The organism is Kineococcus terrestris (assembly GCF_041020755.1).
Classification (GTDB): domain Bacteria; phylum Actinomycetota; class Actinomycetes; order Actinomycetales; family Kineococcaceae; genus Kineococcus; species Kineococcus terrestris.
In genome coordinates this window covers 15,700-32,241 of record NZ_JBEUEI010000025.1, presented here as the reverse complement: position 1 = coordinate 32,241, position 16,542 = coordinate 15,700, and the positions used below count along the sequence as shown (strand labels likewise).

Here is a 16,542-nt window from a genome sequence, read left to right as displayed (position 1 = left end):
GGGGGAGCGGGGCGCCCGGCACCTCCTGAACGGGCCACCGGCGGCCGACACCTGCGAGGTGGACGAGGAGGTGGGCGTGGTGCGTGGAGCCCCCGCGCGCCCGGCAGCGAGCCGGGCGGCGCGGTCCGTGCTGCCCCGGCTGCCCCGGCTGCCCCGGCTGCCCCGGCTGCCCGCGCTCGTGCCCGCGCTCGTGCCCGCGCTGCTGGTGACCGCCGTCCTGACCGTCGCCGCCGTCGTGGTGGGGACCGCGCCCTCCACGGGCACCGCCGCGGTCGTCGGCTCGCTGGAGGCCCTCGTGGCCGCGGCCGGCGCCGTCCTCGCCGGCCGCGTCCGCGCCGACCCGCGGGCGGGCACCGGTGAGCAGCGCAGCTGGCTGGCCCTGCAGGGCGCGTGCGCGCTGTGGGCCACCGGGCAGGCGCTGTTCACGGTCGAGGAGATCTCCGGGCGGGCACCGTTCCCGGCCGCCGGGGACTGGCTGTTCGTGCCCGCCGCCCTCGTCCTGGCGGCCTCGCCCGTCCTCGCCCTGCCCGAGCGCGGCCTGGCGCGCTGGCGGCTGCTCATCGACGGCGCGCTGTGCGCGGCGTCGTGCTTCGTCGTCGGCTGGGTCGCCTTCTACGACGAGCTGGCCCCCGCGCAGCGCGAGGACCCTCTGGCGACCGGCCTGCTGATCTTCTACCCGGGCGCGGACGTCGTGTTCACCGTGACCGTCGCCCTCGTCGTCCTGCGGCTGCGCACGCTGCCCGGTCTCCTGATCCTCCTGGGCGGCGTGGTGCTGACGGTCGCGGACACCGTCTTCCTCGTCCTGTCCGCCCGCGGGACGGTGGTGACCGGCGGCGCCCAGGACGTCCTGTGGGTCCTGGCCTTCTCCTGCTTCGCGGCCGCCGGGTGGGCCCGCCACCGCGCCCTGTCCGACCCGCCGCGCGCCTACCTGCCCGCGCGCAGCGTGTGGGCGCTGCCCTACGCGGCGCTGTTCCCCGCGCTGGTGGCCGGGGTGCTGCACACCTGGCAGGACGTCGACAAGATCGCCGTCGGCGTCCTGACCGGCATCGCCGTCACCGCGCTGAGCCGGCAGTTCCTCGTCCTGCGCCAGAACCAGCGGCTGCTGGCCGTCCTGGAGGGCCAGCGCGCCGAGCTGCAGCGCCTGGCGCACGTCGACCACCTCACCGGCCTGGCCACCCGCGCGCTGTTCACCGAGCACCTGGAGGAGGCCGTCGCCACCGCCCGCGAGCGCGGCGGGGCCGTCGTGCTGGCGTTCCTCGACCTCGACGGGTTCAAGCAGGTCAACGACACCGCCGGGCACGCCGCGGGCGACGAGGTGCTGCGCTCGGTGGCCGCGCGGCTGTCCGCGACGGTGCCCGCCGGCGGGCTGGCGGCGCGCTGGGGCGGCGACGAGTTCGCCGTCCTCGCCCCGCCGGGCTGCGCCCCCGCGCAGCTGAGCGGCGCGCTGGGCACCGCCTTCGCCGAGCCGGTGCGGCTGGGGGTCAGCTCCCTGGCGGTCGGCGCCAGCGTCGGCGTGGTGCGCTGCGCGCCGGCGCCGGAGGAGGACCCGCGGGTCGTCGTCGACGACCTGCTGGCGGCCGCCGACCGGCGCATGTACGCGGCGAAGGCCCGCCGGCGCGCGCGCCGGGCCTCGCTCCAGCCCGCTGCGGGAGGTGCCGGCGACGAACCGCCGCTGGGCGGTGCCGGGCAGCGGACCCGGCACGAGCAGCGACCGGGCGACCTCGTCCCGGCGGTCCCCGGACGTCGCGACCAGCGGGACGACCACCGGCGGCCGTGACAGCGGCGGCGCCGCCGACCGGGTGGTGAGCAGCCGCCCCGCGCGGGGCGGTCGGCGGCGTCCGCGCCGCCGGCCGCCCTCACGCGCGCGAGGTCACTTCTCGTAGCTGCGCAGCGCGTTGCCCACACCGAAGAACGTGGGGGCCCAGTGGCCGACGAAGATGCCCCACCGGTCGGCGCGGTCGATGCCGCGGTCCTCGACGTTGCGGGAGATGGTCCAGGCCAGGAAGGACAGGCCGATGCTCGCGAACCCGGCCGCGTAGGCCCACTCGGACTTCACGCCGGCGTCGTGCAGAGACTCGATCACGGGATCTCCTCGTCGATCCGTCGGTTCGCCGGGCACGCCGCCCGCCGTGCTCCCGATGGGACCGCGGCCCGCTCACCGCCGCCACTCGGGGCCGCGGCGGCGGGCCCCTCACCCGGTCGGCGGGTCCTGGCCGGCCCGGCGCGCGCCGATGGGGAGGAGGACGGCCCCGCCCGAGGGGCCACCAGCCCCACCCGACCAGGACGGCCCCCGACGACAGGACCCGGCGTGCGCGACGACGACGCCCGCGCACCGCGGGCCCTGCCCCGGCGCGGCGCCGCCCCCGCCGCGCTGCTCGCGCTGCTGGCCCTGGCCGTGACGGCCTGGGCCGCCGCCGACGGCGGCGCCCGCCCCGACCACCCGCTCCTGCCCGTCCTCGCCGCCGCCCTGCGGGCCCTGGCGGCCGGCGCCGCGGCGGCGCTGCTGCGGGCGCGCGCCCGCCGCGGGGACGGCGAGCAGGACGTGTGGCGGCGCTTCGCCGCGGTCCCCGTCGCCGTCGCCCTCACGGCGCTGGCCGACGTCGGCACCGCCGCCGCCCGCGCCGCCGGCCACGCGCCCGCGCCGGACGTCCTCGCCGTCGTCGCCAGCCTCGGCGCGCTGACCGCCGCGGGCGTGCTCTACCAGGCGTTCATCGTGTGGAACCGCGTCAGCACCCGCACCGCCGACCCCGGCGACTGGCTCAACGGCCTCGGCGCCGCGCTCGCCGTCACGGCCGCCGCCGACCTCGCGCTGCGCGCCGCCGCCCCCGCGTGGGCGGGCGGCTGGCACCCGGCCGTCCTGCAGCTGTGGGTGCTGCAGGGCGCCGCGCTGCTGGTCGCCCTCGGGGCGCTGGGCGCCGTCGCCGGCCTGGCCGGCCTGGGCCGCGACCGGCGGCTGTGGGCGCTGGCGGCCGCCCTCCCGCTGCCGCTGGCGCTGCCCGCCGCCGCCGGCGACGGCCCCCACGACGCGCTGCGCGAGACCGCCGGCGCCGGGTGGCTGCTCGTCGTGCTCGTCCTGCTCGGCTGCGCCGCCGCCCGCCACCACCCCGTGCGCGCCCGGCCCGCCGGGAACGCCGCCCTCACCGTCGGCAGCTTCGTCGCCCAGGTCGCCGCCGTCGCCGTGCTCGCCGCCGCCACCCGCCAGGACCCGGCCGTCACCCGGTGGGCCACGGGTCTCGCGCTCGCCGCCTTCGCCTGCGGCGCCGCGCGCGTCGTCCACCTCGTGCGCGACCTCGACCACCTGGCCCGCACCCGCCACGAGGCCCTCACCGACGACCTGACCGGCCTGCCCAACCGGCGCGCGTTCAGCCGCCGCCTGGAGGAGGCCTGCCGGCCCGGGCGCGGCGGCGGCCTGACCGTCCTGCTGCTGGACCTCGACCGGTTCAAGGAGGTCAACGACCGCTTCGGCCACGCCGCCGGCGACGAGCTGCTGCAGTCGGTCGCCACCGCGCTGGGCGCCGCCGTGCCCGCCGGCGGGCTGCTCGCCCGCCTCGGCGGCGACGAGTTCGCCGTCCTCCTCGACGGCGCCGGCGAGGAGGAGGCCCACGGCGTCGCGCGCCGGCTCGTGCGCGCCGGGGAGGTCGCCGGCCGCCTGGAGGGACGGCCCCTGCGGGTCGGCGCCAGCGTCGGCGCCGCCTCCGCCCGCCGCGGCGACCTGCCCGGCGGGGAGCTGCTGCGCCGCGCCGACACCGCCATGTACGCGGCCAAGGCCGCCGGCGGCGGGGTGCGCGCCTACGACGACGACGCCGACCGCCTGGCCCGCGACCGCGGACAGCTGGCCGAGGACCTGCAGCACCTGCTCACCGCGCCCGGCCGCGCGCCCGGCGAGGAGCTGGAGGTGCACTACCAGCCGCAGGTCGACCTGTGCACCGGCGCGGTCACCGGCGCCGAGGCGCTGCTGCGCTGGCGCCACCCCGAGCGCGGGCTGCTGCCGCCCGCCGCGTTCCTGGACCTGCTGGAGGAGCGCGGCCTCGTCGCGCGCGCCACGGAGTTCGTGCTGCGCGAGACCGCCGCGAGCGCCCTGCGCTGGCGCCGCGCCGGGCACGACGTGCGCCTGTCGGTGAACCTGTCCGCCAGCTGCCTGGGGCGCCCCGAGCTCGTCGCGCTGCTCGACGAGCTCGTCGCCGGCGGGCTCGACCCCGCCCGCACCGTCCTCGAGGTCACCGAGACCGTCCTCATGAGCGACCCCGGTGCCGCCCTGGCCACGTGCGAGGCGCTCACCGCCCGCGGGTTCTGCCTGAGCATCGACGACTACGGCACCGGGTACTCCTCGCTGTCGTACCTGGGCGACCTGCCCGCCCGCGAGCTGAAGATCGACCGCTCGTTCACCGCCCGCGCCGCCGCCGACCCGCGCGTGCGGGCCATCGTCGCCGGGACCGTCGCCCTCGGCCACCAGCTGGGGATGCGGGTCGTCGCCGAGGGCGTGGAGGACGAGGCCACCCTGGACCTGGTGCGCCGCCTGGGCTGCGACGAGTCCCAGGGCTACCTGCACGGGCGCCCCGGCCCGGCCGCCGAGCTGCTGGCGCGGCTGCGCGCCGAGCGGGCCGTGCGCCGCGAGCGCGCCGGCGTCTGACGCCGGGGCGCCGGGCCGGGTCCCCGGGCCCCGCGTCCCGCGGGGTGCCGGGGACCGGCAGGGCCAGGGACCGGCAGTACCTCCCGCACCCGCCGCCGCTGCGCCAGCGTCGTGCCCGGCGGCCCCGCGCGGCCACCGGACCGCGGTGGCCGGAGCGCCGGCGGCGAGACGGAGGAGACGACCCGTGAGCACCCCCACCAGCACCCCCACCGGCACCCCCACCGGCACCCCCACCGGCACCACCGCCATGACCGGCGCCACCGGCGGCCTCGGCCTGCACGCCGCGCGCGAGCTGCTCCGGCGCGCGCCGGGCACCCACCTCGTCGTCCTCGCCCGGGCGTCGTCGGCGGCGCGGGCGCTGCCGCTGCTGCGGGAGGTCTCACCGCACGTGTCCGCGGTCCCCGTCGACCTGGCGAGCACCGCCGACGTCACCGCCGCCGCGGACCGCGTGGCCGGCCTGCTCGACGCCGGCGACCTGCCGCCGCTGCGCGGCGTGGTCTGCAACGCGGGGGTGCACCTGGACAGCGCCCTGCACGCCACGGTCGACGGCCACGAGACGACCTTCGCCGTCAACGTGCTCTCCACCCACCTGCTGCTGCGGCGGCTCAGCACCCGCCTGCGGGCACCGGCGCGCGTCGTCGTCACCGTCAGCGACGCCCACTTCGGCGACGTCCGCCACGCCGGCGGGGTGTTCCCGCGCCCGCGCTGGACGACGCCGGAGGCCCTCGCCCGGCCCGGCGGCCACCCCCGGCCGGGGTCCGTGCGCGCCGGCCGGCGGGCCTGCGCCACCAGCAAGCTCGGCGGCATCCACCTCGTGCACGAGTGGGCGCGCCGGCTGCCCGCGGGGATCGACGTGGTGGCCCACAACCCCGGCCTGGTCGTCGGCACCGGCCTGGCCCGCAGCGCCGGCGGGGCGGCGGAGCTCGTCGTGGGACGCGTCGTGCCGGTGCTCGCCCGCACCCCCCTCGTGCGCACCCCCGGGGTCGCCGGCCGCGAGCTCGCCGACGTCGTCCTGGGCAGCACCCCGGCGCCCACCGGGTCGTACGTGCACCGCACCCGCGTCGCGCCCTCCTCGCGGGAGTCGTACGACCCCGCCCGGGAGGCGGAGCTGTGGACGTGGCTGGAGGCCGCGGCGAGCCGGTGACGGGGACGACGGAGCCGCCGGGCCGGAGGACGGTCCCCCCGACCCGGCGGCCGTGTCCGGCGGCCGTCGCGGCCGCCCCCGCTCAGGCCCGCGCGGCGTCCCCGCACACGACGGGCGCCAGCACGTCGAAGGCCTCGGCGCGCACGGCGCTGCCCGCGTACGTGCCGCGCACGCAGGTCCCGGCGGTGGTCCCCGCCAGGCGCAGGTGCGCGATGTGCTCGGTGTCGAAGCAGGTGCCCGCGCCGGCGGCGAACTCCACGCACACCGCCCCCGCGGACGCCGACGTCACGACGCCGTCCACCTCGTGCGCGGCCGGCGTCCGCAGCAGCACCGCGCCCGCCAGGAGCAGCAGCGCCGGCACCGCCACCCGCGGGAACACCTGCGCGGCGTTCACGGCGCGGGCACCGCCCGTCGCCGGCGCAGCGCGTGCTGGGCCAGTTCCACGAGCATCGCCTTGGCGCTCGCGCGGTCGCGCACGTCACCGCGCAGCAGCGGCACGTCGGCGCCCAGGCCGAGCGCCTCGCGCAGCTCCTCGTCGCTGTAGTCGTGGGCGCCGGCGAACTCGTTGACGGCCACCACGAACGGGGAGCCCTTCTTCTCGAAGTACTCCAGCGGCCCGAAGGAGTCCGCCAGGCGGCGGGTGTCCACGAGCACGATCGCGCCCACCGCCCCCTCCACGAGGTCGTCCCACATGAACCAGAACCGGTCCTGGCCGGGGGTGCCGAAGATGTACAGCACCAGCCGGTCGTTCAGGCGGGCGCGGCCGAAGTCCAGCGCGACGGTCGTCGTGGTCTTGCCGCTCACCTGGCTGGTGTCGTCCACGCCCACGGACAGGGCCGTCATCGCGGCCTCCGTGCGCAGCGGCGCGATCTCCGAGACCGTTCCCACGAGCGTCGTCTTGCCCACGCCGAAACCTCCCGCGACGACCACCTTGACGGGCAGCAGCGCGGGTCCGGCGTCGCCCGCGGCGGGCGGGCGGGCGGTGTCAGAAGTTGCGGAAGGCATCGAGCACCTCTTCGAGGAACAGGTCGGGGTCGACGTCGGCATCGGTCGTGCGCACCAGGCCGGCGTGGACGGCGTCCGAGACCAGGACGCGCGCGACGGCCAGCGGCAGGTGCAGCAGCGCCGACACCTCCGCCACGGAGCGGGGAGCGCTGCACAGGCGCAGCAGCGCCAGGGTCTCCGGCGAGGTGCCGGCGCGGGCCGGCACCTCGCCGGCCGTCGTGACGAGCGTCTCCAGCGACAGCGGGACGCTCGCCCGGGTGCGGCCGCCGACCAGCGCGAACGGCCGCGTCATGCGGGGTCTGCTCACCGTCCGCCCCCCGCCGCCAGGGCGCTGCGGGTCTCCGGCGTCAGCGCCTGACCGACCCGGGCGACCAGCAGGTCGACCTCGTAGCCGAGCTGACCGAGGTCGGCGCGGTGGTTGACCAGGACGGTCAGGGCCGAGCCGTCGCTGATGGAGGCGACGACCAGCCGGCCCCGCTCGGTGTCGATCACGAGGCGCCGGCACGAACCCTTGCCGAGCTGACCGGACAGGCCCGTGGCCAGGCTCGCCAGCCCGCAGGTCACCGGGCACAGCTGGCGGCGGGCCGCCTCGGGCAGGCCCGGCGTGGAGGCCAGGTGGAAACCGTCCGCGGTGACCGCGATCGCGTGCAGCACACCGGGGACGCGCTTCTTGAACCCCGCCATCAGCCAGTCGAGGTCCTCGACCTGCAGCACGTCGCTCACCGGGCGCCGGTGTCGTCGTCGGTGTCGTCGTCGGCCCACAGGTCGACCGGGGCCGGCGGGACGAAACCGGCGGCCTCGGCGCGCTTGGGCAGCGCGGGGCGGCCACCGGCGGTCGGGGCGGGGACGGCGACGGGCGCGGCGACCGGCGCGGGGACGGGCGCGGCGACCGGCGCGGGGACGGGCGCGGGAACCGGCGCGGGGACGGGCGCGGGCACCGCGCGGGCGGCGGGGACCTGGACCGGGGCGGCCGGGGCCGGCGCGGAGACGACCCGCTCGACCTGCTCGGCGCGCGCGGTCTGCTCGACCTCCTCCACGGACACCAGCGACGCCGGCACCGTCACCTGCGCCAGCGTGCCGCCCCCGGCGGCCGCGGCGACCTCCACGTGCAGGCCGTGGCGCCGCGCGAGGCGGCCGACCACCGTCAGCCCGAGCCGGCCGCCCAGGGCGACCTCCCGGCCCGCCGGCGGGTCCAGCAGCTCGCGGACCTCCTGCTCCTGCGCACCGGTCAGGCCGATGCCCTCGTCGCGGACGCTGACGAGCACGTCACCGGTCACCGTCTGCAGCGCCGAGACCGCGACCCGCTTCGTGGGCGGGGAGCAGCTGACCGCGTTCTCCACCAGCTCGGCGAACAGGTGCGACAGGTCCGAGGCGGTGCGCCCGTCGACCAGCAGCGCGGCCGGGACGGACACGTCGACGCGCTGGTAGTCCTCCACCTCCACGGCGGCGGCCCGCAGGACCTCCTCCAGCGGCATCGGCGCGCTCCAGGTGCGCGGCGCCTCGGCGCCCGAGAGCACCAGCAGCGACTCCGCGTTGCGCCGCATGCGGGTGGCCATGTGGTCCAGCGCGTACAGCTCCTCCAGCTTCTCCGGCGCCAGCTCCTCCGACTGCAGCGTCTCGATGGACCCCAGCTGGCGCTCCAGCAGGCCCTGGTTGCGGCGGGCCAGGTCGACCAGCAGCTGCTGCTGGTTGCGGCGCGCCACGAGGTCCGCCTGCGCCTGCTGCAGCTCGCGGTCGCCCAGCTCCACGGCCAGGGCCGTCGCGCGGCGCTGCTCCACCTCGGTGTACGACCAGAAGACGACCAGGCCGACGGCCAGCAGGGCCACGCCCGCGCCGTGGATCCCCGACCACAGCCAGGGGTTCTCCTGCGCGTGCTCGTGGTTGTAGATCAGACCCGGCACCAGCGCGCTGCCCGCCCCGTGGGACAGGACGGTGAAGCCGACGTACCAGGCGAACGGCAGCCAGTCCTGGTACAGGGCGACGAAGCCCAGCATGATGAAGAAGTGGAAGTGGGCCTCGATGGCCCCGTCCGTGAAGTGCACCAGCACGATCGAGGCCCAGCTGAACCCGGCCGTCACGGCCAGCGCCTGCCAGCGCGCCCAGCGCGCGTGCCCGCGCGGCCACGACAGCGCCCACAGCGCCAGCAGCGGCGCCACCTCCAGCAGCACGTGCGCGGGCACCTGCCCGCGCAGGAGCCCCAGCGCGGCCAGGACGGGCGCGTGGGCCAGCAGCACCCGGCGCAGCAGGCGGTGCCGGCGCTCGAAGGCCGACGGGCTGAGCAGGTTGCCGCGGGGCAGTCGCAGGCCGGTCGTACCGCTCGGGGCGGCGACGGTCGTCGTCGTCACGGGTGCTCCTCGTGCTCTCGGGAGGTGACCTCCGTGGTCACTGGTGAGGAGGACGACAGCGCGGGCGCCCCCCTTGAGGGCGTCACGACCCGGACCACCCGCAGGGACCAAGGTCCCGGGTGGGGTTCAGCCCTGCGGGTGCATCCGCACGGCCAGCAGCGCGCAGTCGTCGTCGGGGCGGGTCCCGACCAGCTCGGCGACGACCTCGTCCAGCAGCTGCTCCAGCGGCAGGTGCGCCCGCCGCGACAGCAGCGCGCGCAGGTCGTCCAGGCCCGCGCGCAGGCTGCGGCCGCGGTGCTCGATGAGGCCGTCGGTGTACAGGACGACGGTGCTGCCGGCGGGCACCTCGCGCTCGTGCTCGCGGCGCGCCACCTCCGTCAGCACGCCGACGAGCAGGTCGGGCGGCGTCGCCAGCAGCTGCGTCGAGCCGTCCGGCAGCAGCAGCACCGGCGCCGGGTGGCCGGCGTTCGTCCAGCGCAGCCGCCGCACCCCGCGGGCGCGCTCGGCGGCGGTCTGCTCCACGCGCGCCAGCACCAGCGTGGCCATCCCGGAGATCTGCAGGCCCGGCATGGCGCGGTCCAGGCGCCGGACCACCTCCGCCGGCCCCTCGTCGCGGTCGTGCGCGAACGCGCGCAGCGTCCCGCGGATCTGCCCCATGATCCCGGCGGCGACGATGTCGTGGCCGGTGACGTCCCCGATGACCAGCGAGGTGGCGCCGTCGGCGCCCACCAGCGCGTCGTACCAGTCGCCGCCGACCTCCTCCCCGCCGGCGGTGACGTAGCGGGCGCGCAGCTCCAGGTGGTCCGGCTGCGGCATCCGCGTCAGCAGCGCGCGCTGCAGCACCTCCGCCGTCGTGCGCTTCTCCGCGATGAGCCGGGCCCGGGCCACGGCCTGCGCGACGGTCTGCGCGAGGCCGTTGGCGACCTCCACCTCGGCGGGGCTGAACACGTGCTCGTCGGCGAAGGCCAGCACCACCACGCCCAGCAGCTTGCCGTCGGCGACCAGCGGCACGTGCGCGGTGGCGCCGACCTCGTCCAGCCGGGACGCGGCCCGCGAGGCCGGGAAGCGCTCCAGCAGCTGGGCGGTCGTGCTGAACAGCAGCAGCTCGCAGCTGCGGGCGGCGTGGGCGAGCGCCGTCGGCCCGTCCAGCGGCACCGCCCGGAAGGCGGCGTCCACGGGTTCCTGCCCGGCCGGCGAGCCGGGCACGACGTGGCGCAGCTCCTCGCCGGCGGCGTCCACCAGCAGCAGCCCCGCCCACACGGCGTCCAGGTCGCGCCGCGCGACCAGCGCCACCGCGGAGGCCACCTCCTGCGGGGAGCGCACGTCCGCCAGCGCCTCCGAGACGGCCAGCTGCAGGCGGCTGCGGCGCTCGGCGGCCCGGGCCTCCTCGGCCGCCCGGCGCGCCTCGCCCCCGGTGACGCGCAGGTGCAGCTCGGCGGAGCAGGCCGCGGCCAGGTCGCTCAGCAGCGCCAGCTCGGTGGCCGTCCACTCGCGCGGGGCGGTGTCGATCGCGCAGAGCACCCCGATGACGGGCCCGTCCGACGCGCCGGGGCCGTACGGGTCCTGCCCCGGCGCCAGGGCCCGCAGCGGAGCGCCCGCGTAGGCGACGACCCCCAGGTCGGGGGCGGCGAGGGAGTCCGCCGTCAGGGGGTCGGCGCGCACGTCCGGGAAGGCCAGGACGTGCCCGGCCGCCTGCACGTGCCGGCACACCGAGTGCGTCAGCGGGGTCTCGCGGGCCGCCTGCCACGGCTCGGGCAGCCCCACCGCGCCCGGCAGCACCTGCCGGTCGGCGCGGACCGAGGACACCAGGGCCACGGGGGTGCCCAGCGCGGCGGTCGCCAGCCGCGCGAAGCGGTCCAGCGCCTGGTCGGCCGCCGCCGGCAGCGAGGCCAGGACGTCGCTCACCCCGGGCCCCGGGGCGGGCGGGCCGGCGGGCACGCCGGTGTCGCCGGGGGGACCGGCGGGTCCCGTGGCCGCGGAGCGGGTGTCGGCGACGGGTGCGTCGGCGACGGGCTCACGCCTCACCGGACCGTGCGCAGGGCCAGCGGCAGGCACCGCACCGTCACGTCGGTGCCGCCGGGCACCGACACCACCTCGCCGTCCATCTGCAGCGGCATCGGGTTGCGCGTGGTGAACGTGTACGGCGCCTCGCGCGACTCCACCTCGAAGCGGCCGCGCAGCACCCGCAGGAACTCCGCGAGCAGGCGCAGCTTGCTCCGGTGGGGGATCAGCAGCGTCTCGAAGCGGCCGTCGTCGGGCGCCGAGGTGCTCGACAGCTGCGCGTACTTGGCCATCCGGTCGATGTTGGCGAACACCAGGCTGTCGATGCGCACCTCGCGGCCGTCGTGGACGACCGTCAGCGGCCGGTAGCGCCAGAACGCGCGCACCACCAGGTACGTCTCCTTCGCGGCGTCCAGGTCGTGCTCGTTGAGCGCGGCCGCCGCGACGGGGGTGATGCCCACCCCGACGTAGGAGTGCGCCACCCGCGGCTCCTGCCCGGTGGCGGCCACCTCCAGCAGGTCCATGCGGTCGAAGCCGCCGCCCTCCGCGGCCTCCACGACGGCGTCGGCCAGCGGGCGCTCCTGCGTGGCGGTGGCGTGGTCGTTGGCGTTGCCGGAGGCCAGCACCGCCGCCGCGCCCACGCCCCGGCCCGTGCGCTGCGCGCGCACCACGCCGTTGACGACCTCGTGGTAGCCGCCGTCACCGCTGGCGGAGACCACCAGCACCCCGCCGGCCTCCCCGGCCTCCGCGACGGCGTCGTGGGCGATGTCCTCCGCGTGACCGGCGTGCTGCGTCTCGGCCAGCCGCACCCGCAGCTGCGGGACCCGCTCGGCCAGCTCCTCGGCCAGGCCGCGCGCGTTCGCCGGGCCGTCACCGGTGCTGTTCGGGTTCAGGACGACGACGACCTCGCGCAGCCGCCCGGCCCCGCCCGTGTCCACGCCCGCGCTCGTGCCCGCGCTCACCGCGCCACCCGTCCCTCGCTGGTCACCGCCGTCCCCCGGGCCCCGCGGCTCGCGGGTCCTGGCGGGCGGCCCGTCGGCGATCACCGTACGTCCCGGGGCACCGTCGCGCCCGCCGTCGCCGCGCGCGCCACCCGTCCGCCGAGCGCCGCCACGGCGTCGCGCACCGGCGCCCCCCGCGTCGCGCCGCTGATCCGCGACAGCGCCCGCGAGGCGCGCACCACCCGCCGGGTCGGCCCGCGCCGCTCGGCGTCGTACCCGGCCAGCGCGCTCGCCGCGTCCGGCGCGGCGACGAGCCGGTCGGCCAGGACGACGGCGTCCACGAGCGCCTCGCAGCCCCCGCGCCCCAGGTTCGGGGCCATCGCGTGCGCGGCGTCGCCGACCAGCGCCACCCGTCCCCGCGCGTACGCCGGCAGCGGCGGCAGGTCGTGCAGCTCGCGCACGTCCAGCGTCTCCGGGCGCAGCCGCTCCACGGTCCCCGTGACGCCCTCGTGCCAGCCCGCGTACAGGCGGCGCAGCAGCGCCAGCGGGTCCTCGCGGTCGGCGGCGGGCGCCAGCGCCGCGGCGACGGCGGCGTAGACGTTGGTGTCGCCGTCGGCGCGCGCGGTCGTGCCGAAGATCCGCCCGCGCCCCCACGTCTCGGCGACCCGGTCGGCGCGCCCGCGCGCGGCCCCGCGCACGGCCACCTGGTGCAGCGGCCGCGGCCGGGCGGGCGCCACGCGCGGGCGCACGACGCTGCGCAGGCCGTCGGCGCCGACGAGGACGTCGGCGCGCTCCAGCGCCTCGTCCAGCCCGTCGGCCGTCAGGGGCGAGGACCAGCGCACGACGCCCGGCGGCAGCCCGCCGGCGAGGGCGGCCAGCAGGTCGGGCCGGTCGACGAGCCGGACGTCGCCGCGGGGGGCGAGGGAGGCCAGGACCCGCCCGTCGGCGCGCAGCAGCTCGCCGCGCCCGGCGGGCACGGCACGGGTGCGCAGCAGGTCGTCCAGGCCGAGGCGGCGCAGCGCGGCGACGGCGTGCGGCCACATCCCCAGCGAGGACCCGGTGGCGGGCGGGCCGTCGGCGCGCTCGTGGACCTCCACGTCCCACCCGCCCGCGAGCAGGCCGCGCGCCAGCGCCAGCCCGGCGACGCCCCCGCCGGCGACGACCGCGAGCCCGCGCACACCGCGACGCTACTCCGCCCCGCCCCTCCGCGGTGATCATGGACGGTGGAACCTCCACCCTTCCGTGATCACGACAGGGGGAGAGCTGCCGCCGGTCCACCCGACCTCGCGGACCCGGTGCTCCACCCTCCGTGATCTTGCTGGGACCAACTGCGAGATCACGGTGGTGGGTGGGGGCGGGGTGCCGTCGCCCGGGTGGTGTCGGGGGGCGGGATCGGGTGCGGCGCAGCACACTGACCGCATGTGCGCGACGCGGAACGAGCAGCGGGTGGACCTGCCCGACGACCTGTCCGCCGCTCGCGCGTTCCGCGACGTCCTGCGGCGGGGCATCTGCCCCGAGCACGGTGCCGCGTCCCTGGACACCGCCCTGCTGCTGGCCACCGAGCTGGCCGTGAACGCCGTGCGGCACGGCAGCCCGCCCGTGTTCGCGACCGTGACCTGCTGCGACGACGTGCTGCGGCTGAGCGTGCGCGACTCCGACCCGCGGCTGCCCGAGCCGCGCGAGGCCGCGCCGGGCGACGTCTCCGGGCGCGGGATGGCGCTGGTGGCCGCCCTGTCGGAACGGTGGGGCGTGGACAGCCACGAGGGCGACGGCAAGACGGTGTGGCTGGAGCTGCGCACCGCCGCCTGACCCGCCCCGCGGGCCGGCCCGGCGGCCGGGCGTCAGTCGGGCAGGACCCGCACCGCGGCGATCGCCACGTCGTCGTCGCTGCCGGTGGGCAGTAACCGCGAGGCGACCTCGTCGCAGAAGGTCTCCAGCGGGGTCTGGCCCAGCTCGACCACCGTGCGGCGCAGCTCGTGCAGGCGGTCCTCCATCGACTGGTCGCGCCGCTCCACCAGCCCGTCGGTGTACAGCAGCAGCGTCGAGCCGACCGGCAGGTGCGCCTCGTGCTCGCTCCGCGCCTCCAGGTAGGTGCCCAGGCCCAGGACGATCCCGTCGCCCTCCAGCAGCCGCACCGTGCCGTCGGGATCGGCCAGCACCGGCGGCAGGTGACCGGCCGTGCACCAGCGGATGCGCCGGCCGTCGACCGAGGGGTCGGAGCGCTCGACCTGCAGGACGATCCCGGTCGCCAGCGTCGTCACGCCCAGGCCCTCGATGAGGACGTCGATGCGGCGCAGCACCTCCGCCGGCCCGGCCGAGCGGTCGTAGGCCACCGAGCGGACCATCGTGCGCAGCTGCCCCATCGCGGCGGCCGCGGACACGTCGTGCCCCATGACGTCGCCGATGACGAGGAACGTGGACCCGTCGGGCACGGTGAAGGCGTCGTACCAGTCGCCGCCGACCTGCGCGGCCTCGGCGGCCGGCCAGTAGCGGGTCGCCACGTCCAGGCCCGGAGCGCCGGTGGGCGGGGTGAGCAGGCTGCGCTGCAGCGTCTCGGACTGCCGGCGCTGCTGGGCGTACAGGCGCGCGTTCTCCAGCGCCACGCCCGCCCGGGCGCCCAGGTCGGTCGCCGTGTGCAGGTCCTCCTCGCCGAACGGCGGGCGGTCCGGCCCCGAGAGCAGCGTCAGCGACCCGGTGATCGCCCCGCGGGCGCGCAGCGGCACGACGATCGCGCTGCCCAGGCCGAGGCGGCGCAGCAGGTCGGCGGTCTCGCCCTCGCGGGTGCCGCGGCGCAGCCACACCTCGTCGACGTCCTGGATGAGGGTGGGCCCGACGTCGCCGCGCAGCACGCGCATGGACACCGACTGCTCGGACAGCCCGCGCGCGTGCAGGTCCTGGAAGCGCTGGGCGTCGTCCTTGCGCTCGGGGCTGGCGTGCGCGGCGCGGATGTGGCGGGTGCGGCCGGTGCTGTCGAGCATCGTCGCGAACGCCCACTCGGCGAACTCGGGCACGACCAGCGCCGGCAGCAGGTCCTGCGCCTCGTCGGGGTCCAGGACGTTGGACAGCGCGTCCGTGACGGTGGACATGAACTCCAGGCGGCGGCGGGCGTCGCGCGCGACCGCCAGCGCCGCGTCGCGCTCGGCCTCGGCCTGCACGCGCAGCGTCACGTCCGACTGGACGCCGACGTGGTGGGTGACGTGCCCGTCGGCGTCGCGGACGGGGGAGATGACGACCTCGTTCCAGAAGGCCGTGCCGTCCTTGCGGTAGTTCAGGAGGAGCTCGGTGACCGTCTCCCCGCGCCCCAGCGCCTCCCGGATGCGCTGCACGGCCGCCCGGTCGGTGTCCGGGCCCTGGAGGAAGCGGCAGTTGTGGCCGAGGACCTCGCCGCGCTGGTACCCGGTCGTCTTCTCGAAGGCGGGGTTCACCCAGACCAGCGGGTCGTCCTCGATGTTCGGGTCGGAGATCGCGAAGGACAGGTCGCTGGCGACCACGGCCCGGCTGTGCAGCCGCTCGGCGGACTCCTGCACGTCGCGGATCTGCTCGGACTCGCGCAGCGGCAGCAGCACGACGAGCGCCAGGCCCAGGAGCGGCTCGAACGTCTCCTCCTGGTCGAAGGGGACGCCGACGACCCACAGGTCCTCGCGGCTGTCGGACATGTCCGAGCTGCGCTGCGCCGTCACCCGCTCGCCCTGGACCGGCTGCCCGGCGGCGATGCGCGACAGGGGGCTGGCGGCCATCCCCGAGGTCGGGTCGTCCAGGTCGGAGCCGTCGGCGGCCTGCAGGCCCGCCGCGCGGGACCAGTCGTCCACGGCGCAGGGCAGCTGCACGCCCGGCGCCAGCTGCTCGGCCGTCGGGTTGGCGGTCAGCACGACGCCGTCGGTCACCCGCACGAGGAGCACGGCACCGGGCTGGCTCTGCACCACGCGCGGCAGCGAGTCGGCGACGGCGTCGCTCGCGAATCCGGCGTTCACCCCGTCCACGCGTTCGACAGTAGCCCGAGGTCCCGACACCCGCCCAGCGCCGGTGGGCGCCGGGGGGCGGGGGGTGTGAGCGTTCTCACCCGCTCCTCCCCGCGGGGCGTTCACCCGGGCAGGTCCAGCTCGAACCACACCACCTTGCCGTGCGCACCGCTGCGCTCCACGCCCCACCGGGCGGACAGCGCGTCCACCAGCGCCACCCCGCGCCCGCCGGTCGCCTCGGGCGCGACGTGGCGCAGCTGCGGCCGGGCGTCGGAGGTGTCGGCCACCGCCACCCGCACCACCCGGCCGGCCGCCCGGGCGCGCACGTCGCACTCCACGGCGACCGGGCCGGAGCCGTGCCGCACCGCGTTGGTCACCAGCTCGGTGGTCAGCAGCTCCACGCGCTCCTGCAGCGCGGCCGGCAGGCCGGGGGAGGAGAGCTCCTCGCGCAGCCACCGCCGCGCGGCGCGCGCGGCGGACAGCTCCGCCGCGAAACGGGCGCGCGCCATCCCACCTC

Annotated in this window: 15 protein-coding genes; 4 read left to right on the top strand and 11 right to left on the bottom strand. The window is 78.0% G+C overall.

What is annotated here, in order from left to right; translation table 11 throughout:
* Positions 1-76 precede the first annotated feature (76 nt).
* Positions 77-1,777: a diguanylate cyclase domain-containing protein gene (locus tag AB8M62_RS14800; protein WP_369070056.1), complete on the top strand. Its 1,701-nt coding sequence runs from the start codon at positions 77-79 to the stop codon at positions 1,775-1,777.
* Between the two features lie 93 nt (positions 1,778-1,870).
* On the opposite strand, the gene AB8M62_RS14795 is transcribed toward AB8M62_RS14800, so the two are convergent.
* Complete coding sequence (locus AB8M62_RS14795; RefSeq protein ID WP_369055839.1) at positions 1,871-2,083, bottom strand: hypothetical protein; 213 nt, start codon at positions 2,081-2,083, stop codon at positions 1,871-1,873.
* A gap of 225 nt (positions 2,084-2,308) precedes the next feature.
* Here AB8M62_RS14795 and AB8M62_RS14790 point away from each other — a divergent pair, with 225 nt between their 5' ends.
* Both AB8M62_RS14790 and AB8M62_RS14785 read left to right on the top strand, forming a co-directional pair.
* Entirely contained in the window at positions 2,309-4,630 is a 2,322-nt protein-coding gene (locus AB8M62_RS14790; protein ID WP_369070054.1) for a putative bifunctional diguanylate cyclase/phosphodiesterase, read from the top strand.
* Positions 4,631-4,814: 184 nt separating this feature from the next.
* Positions 4,815-5,774, top strand: coding sequence for an SDR family NAD(P)-dependent oxidoreductase (locus AB8M62_RS14785; RefSeq protein WP_369070053.1), 960 nt, complete (start codon positions 4,815-4,817; stop codon positions 5,772-5,774).
* 82 nt (positions 5,775-5,856) lie between these two features.
* Here the strand turns inward: AB8M62_RS14785 and AB8M62_RS14780 are convergent, their stop codons facing one another.
* The 8 genes from AB8M62_RS14780 to AB8M62_RS14745 form a co-directional block, all read right to left on the bottom strand.
* Positions 5,857-6,168, bottom strand: a complete 312-nt coding sequence (locus AB8M62_RS14780; protein ID WP_369070052.1) for a hypothetical protein — start codon at positions 6,166-6,168, stop codon at positions 5,857-5,859.
* Positions 6,165-6,779, bottom strand: coding sequence for a GTP-binding protein (locus AB8M62_RS14775; protein ID WP_369055835.1), 615 nt, complete (start codon positions 6,777-6,779; stop codon positions 6,165-6,167). Before AB8M62_RS14775 ends, AB8M62_RS14780 begins: the two co-directional genes overlap by 4 nt.
* The gene (locus tag AB8M62_RS14770; protein WP_369055834.1) at positions 6,760-7,071 is read right to left on the bottom strand and encodes a DUF742 domain-containing protein; all 312 of its coding nucleotides are present in this window, start codon (positions 7,069-7,071) and stop codon (positions 6,760-6,762) included. The genes AB8M62_RS14775 and AB8M62_RS14770 overlap by 20 nt, the downstream gene beginning before the upstream one ends.
* A gap of 11 nt (positions 7,072-7,082) precedes the next feature.
* Positions 7,083-7,502 (bottom strand): roadblock/LC7 domain-containing protein, encoded by a 420-nt coding sequence (locus AB8M62_RS14765; protein ID WP_369055833.1) that lies wholly within the window; start codon positions 7,500-7,502, stop codon positions 7,083-7,085.
* The gene (locus AB8M62_RS14760) at positions 7,499-9,124 is read right to left on the bottom strand and encodes a sensor histidine kinase (RefSeq protein ID WP_369070051.1); all 1,626 of its coding nucleotides are present in this window, start codon (positions 9,122-9,124) and stop codon (positions 7,499-7,501) included. Before AB8M62_RS14760 ends, AB8M62_RS14765 begins: the two co-directional genes overlap by 4 nt.
* 126 nt (positions 9,125-9,250) lie before the next feature.
* Positions 9,251-11,029 (bottom strand): SpoIIE family protein phosphatase, encoded by a 1,779-nt coding sequence (locus AB8M62_RS14755; protein ID WP_369070050.1) that lies wholly within the window; start codon positions 11,027-11,029, stop codon positions 9,251-9,253.
* Between the two features lie 116 nt (positions 11,030-11,145).
* On the bottom strand, positions 11,146-12,087 hold the full coding sequence (locus AB8M62_RS14750; RefSeq protein ID WP_369070049.1) for a diacylglycerol/lipid kinase family protein: 942 nt from the start codon (positions 12,085-12,087) through the stop codon (positions 11,146-11,148).
* A gap of 80 nt (positions 12,088-12,167) precedes the next feature.
* Positions 12,168-13,244, bottom strand: coding sequence for an FAD-dependent monooxygenase (locus AB8M62_RS14745; RefSeq protein WP_369070048.1), 1,077 nt, complete (start codon positions 13,242-13,244; stop codon positions 12,168-12,170).
* 241 nt (positions 13,245-13,485) lie between these two features.
* Between AB8M62_RS14745 and AB8M62_RS14740 the strand changes: the two genes are divergently transcribed.
* Entirely contained in the window at positions 13,486-13,875 is a 390-nt protein-coding gene (locus tag AB8M62_RS14740; RefSeq protein WP_369070047.1) for an ATP-binding protein, read from the top strand.
* Between the two features lie 32 nt (positions 13,876-13,907).
* Here the strand turns inward: AB8M62_RS14740 and AB8M62_RS14735 are convergent, their stop codons facing one another.
* Both AB8M62_RS14735 and AB8M62_RS14730 read right to left on the bottom strand, forming a co-directional pair.
* Complete coding sequence (locus AB8M62_RS14735; protein ID WP_369070046.1) at positions 13,908-16,046, bottom strand: SpoIIE family protein phosphatase; 2,139 nt, start codon at positions 16,044-16,046, stop codon at positions 13,908-13,910.
* A gap of 101 nt (positions 16,047-16,147) precedes the next feature.
* Positions 16,148-16,534, bottom strand: a complete 387-nt coding sequence (locus AB8M62_RS14730; protein WP_369055826.1) for an ATP-binding protein — start codon at positions 16,532-16,534, stop codon at positions 16,148-16,150.
* Positions 16,535-16,542 lie beyond the last annotated feature (8 nt).

Bases quoted from the DNA above. Each gene is read 5' to 3' on its own strand.
- AB8M62_RS14775 (WP_369055835.1), bottom strand. From the start codon at position 6,779: ATGCCTTCCGCAACTTCTGACACCGCCCGCCCGCCCGCCGCGGGCGAC.
- AB8M62_RS14770 (WP_369055834.1), bottom strand. From the start codon at position 7,071: ATGACGCGGCCGTTCGCGCTGGTCGGCGGCCGCACCCGGGCGAGCGTC.
- AB8M62_RS14740 (WP_369070047.1), top strand. From the start codon at position 13,486: ATGTGCGCGACGCGGAACGAGCAGCGGGTGGACCTGCCCGACGACCTG.
- AB8M62_RS14730 (WP_369055826.1), bottom strand. From the start codon at position 16,534: ATGGCGCGCGCCCGTTTCGCGGCGGAGCTGTCCGCCGCGCGCGCCGCG.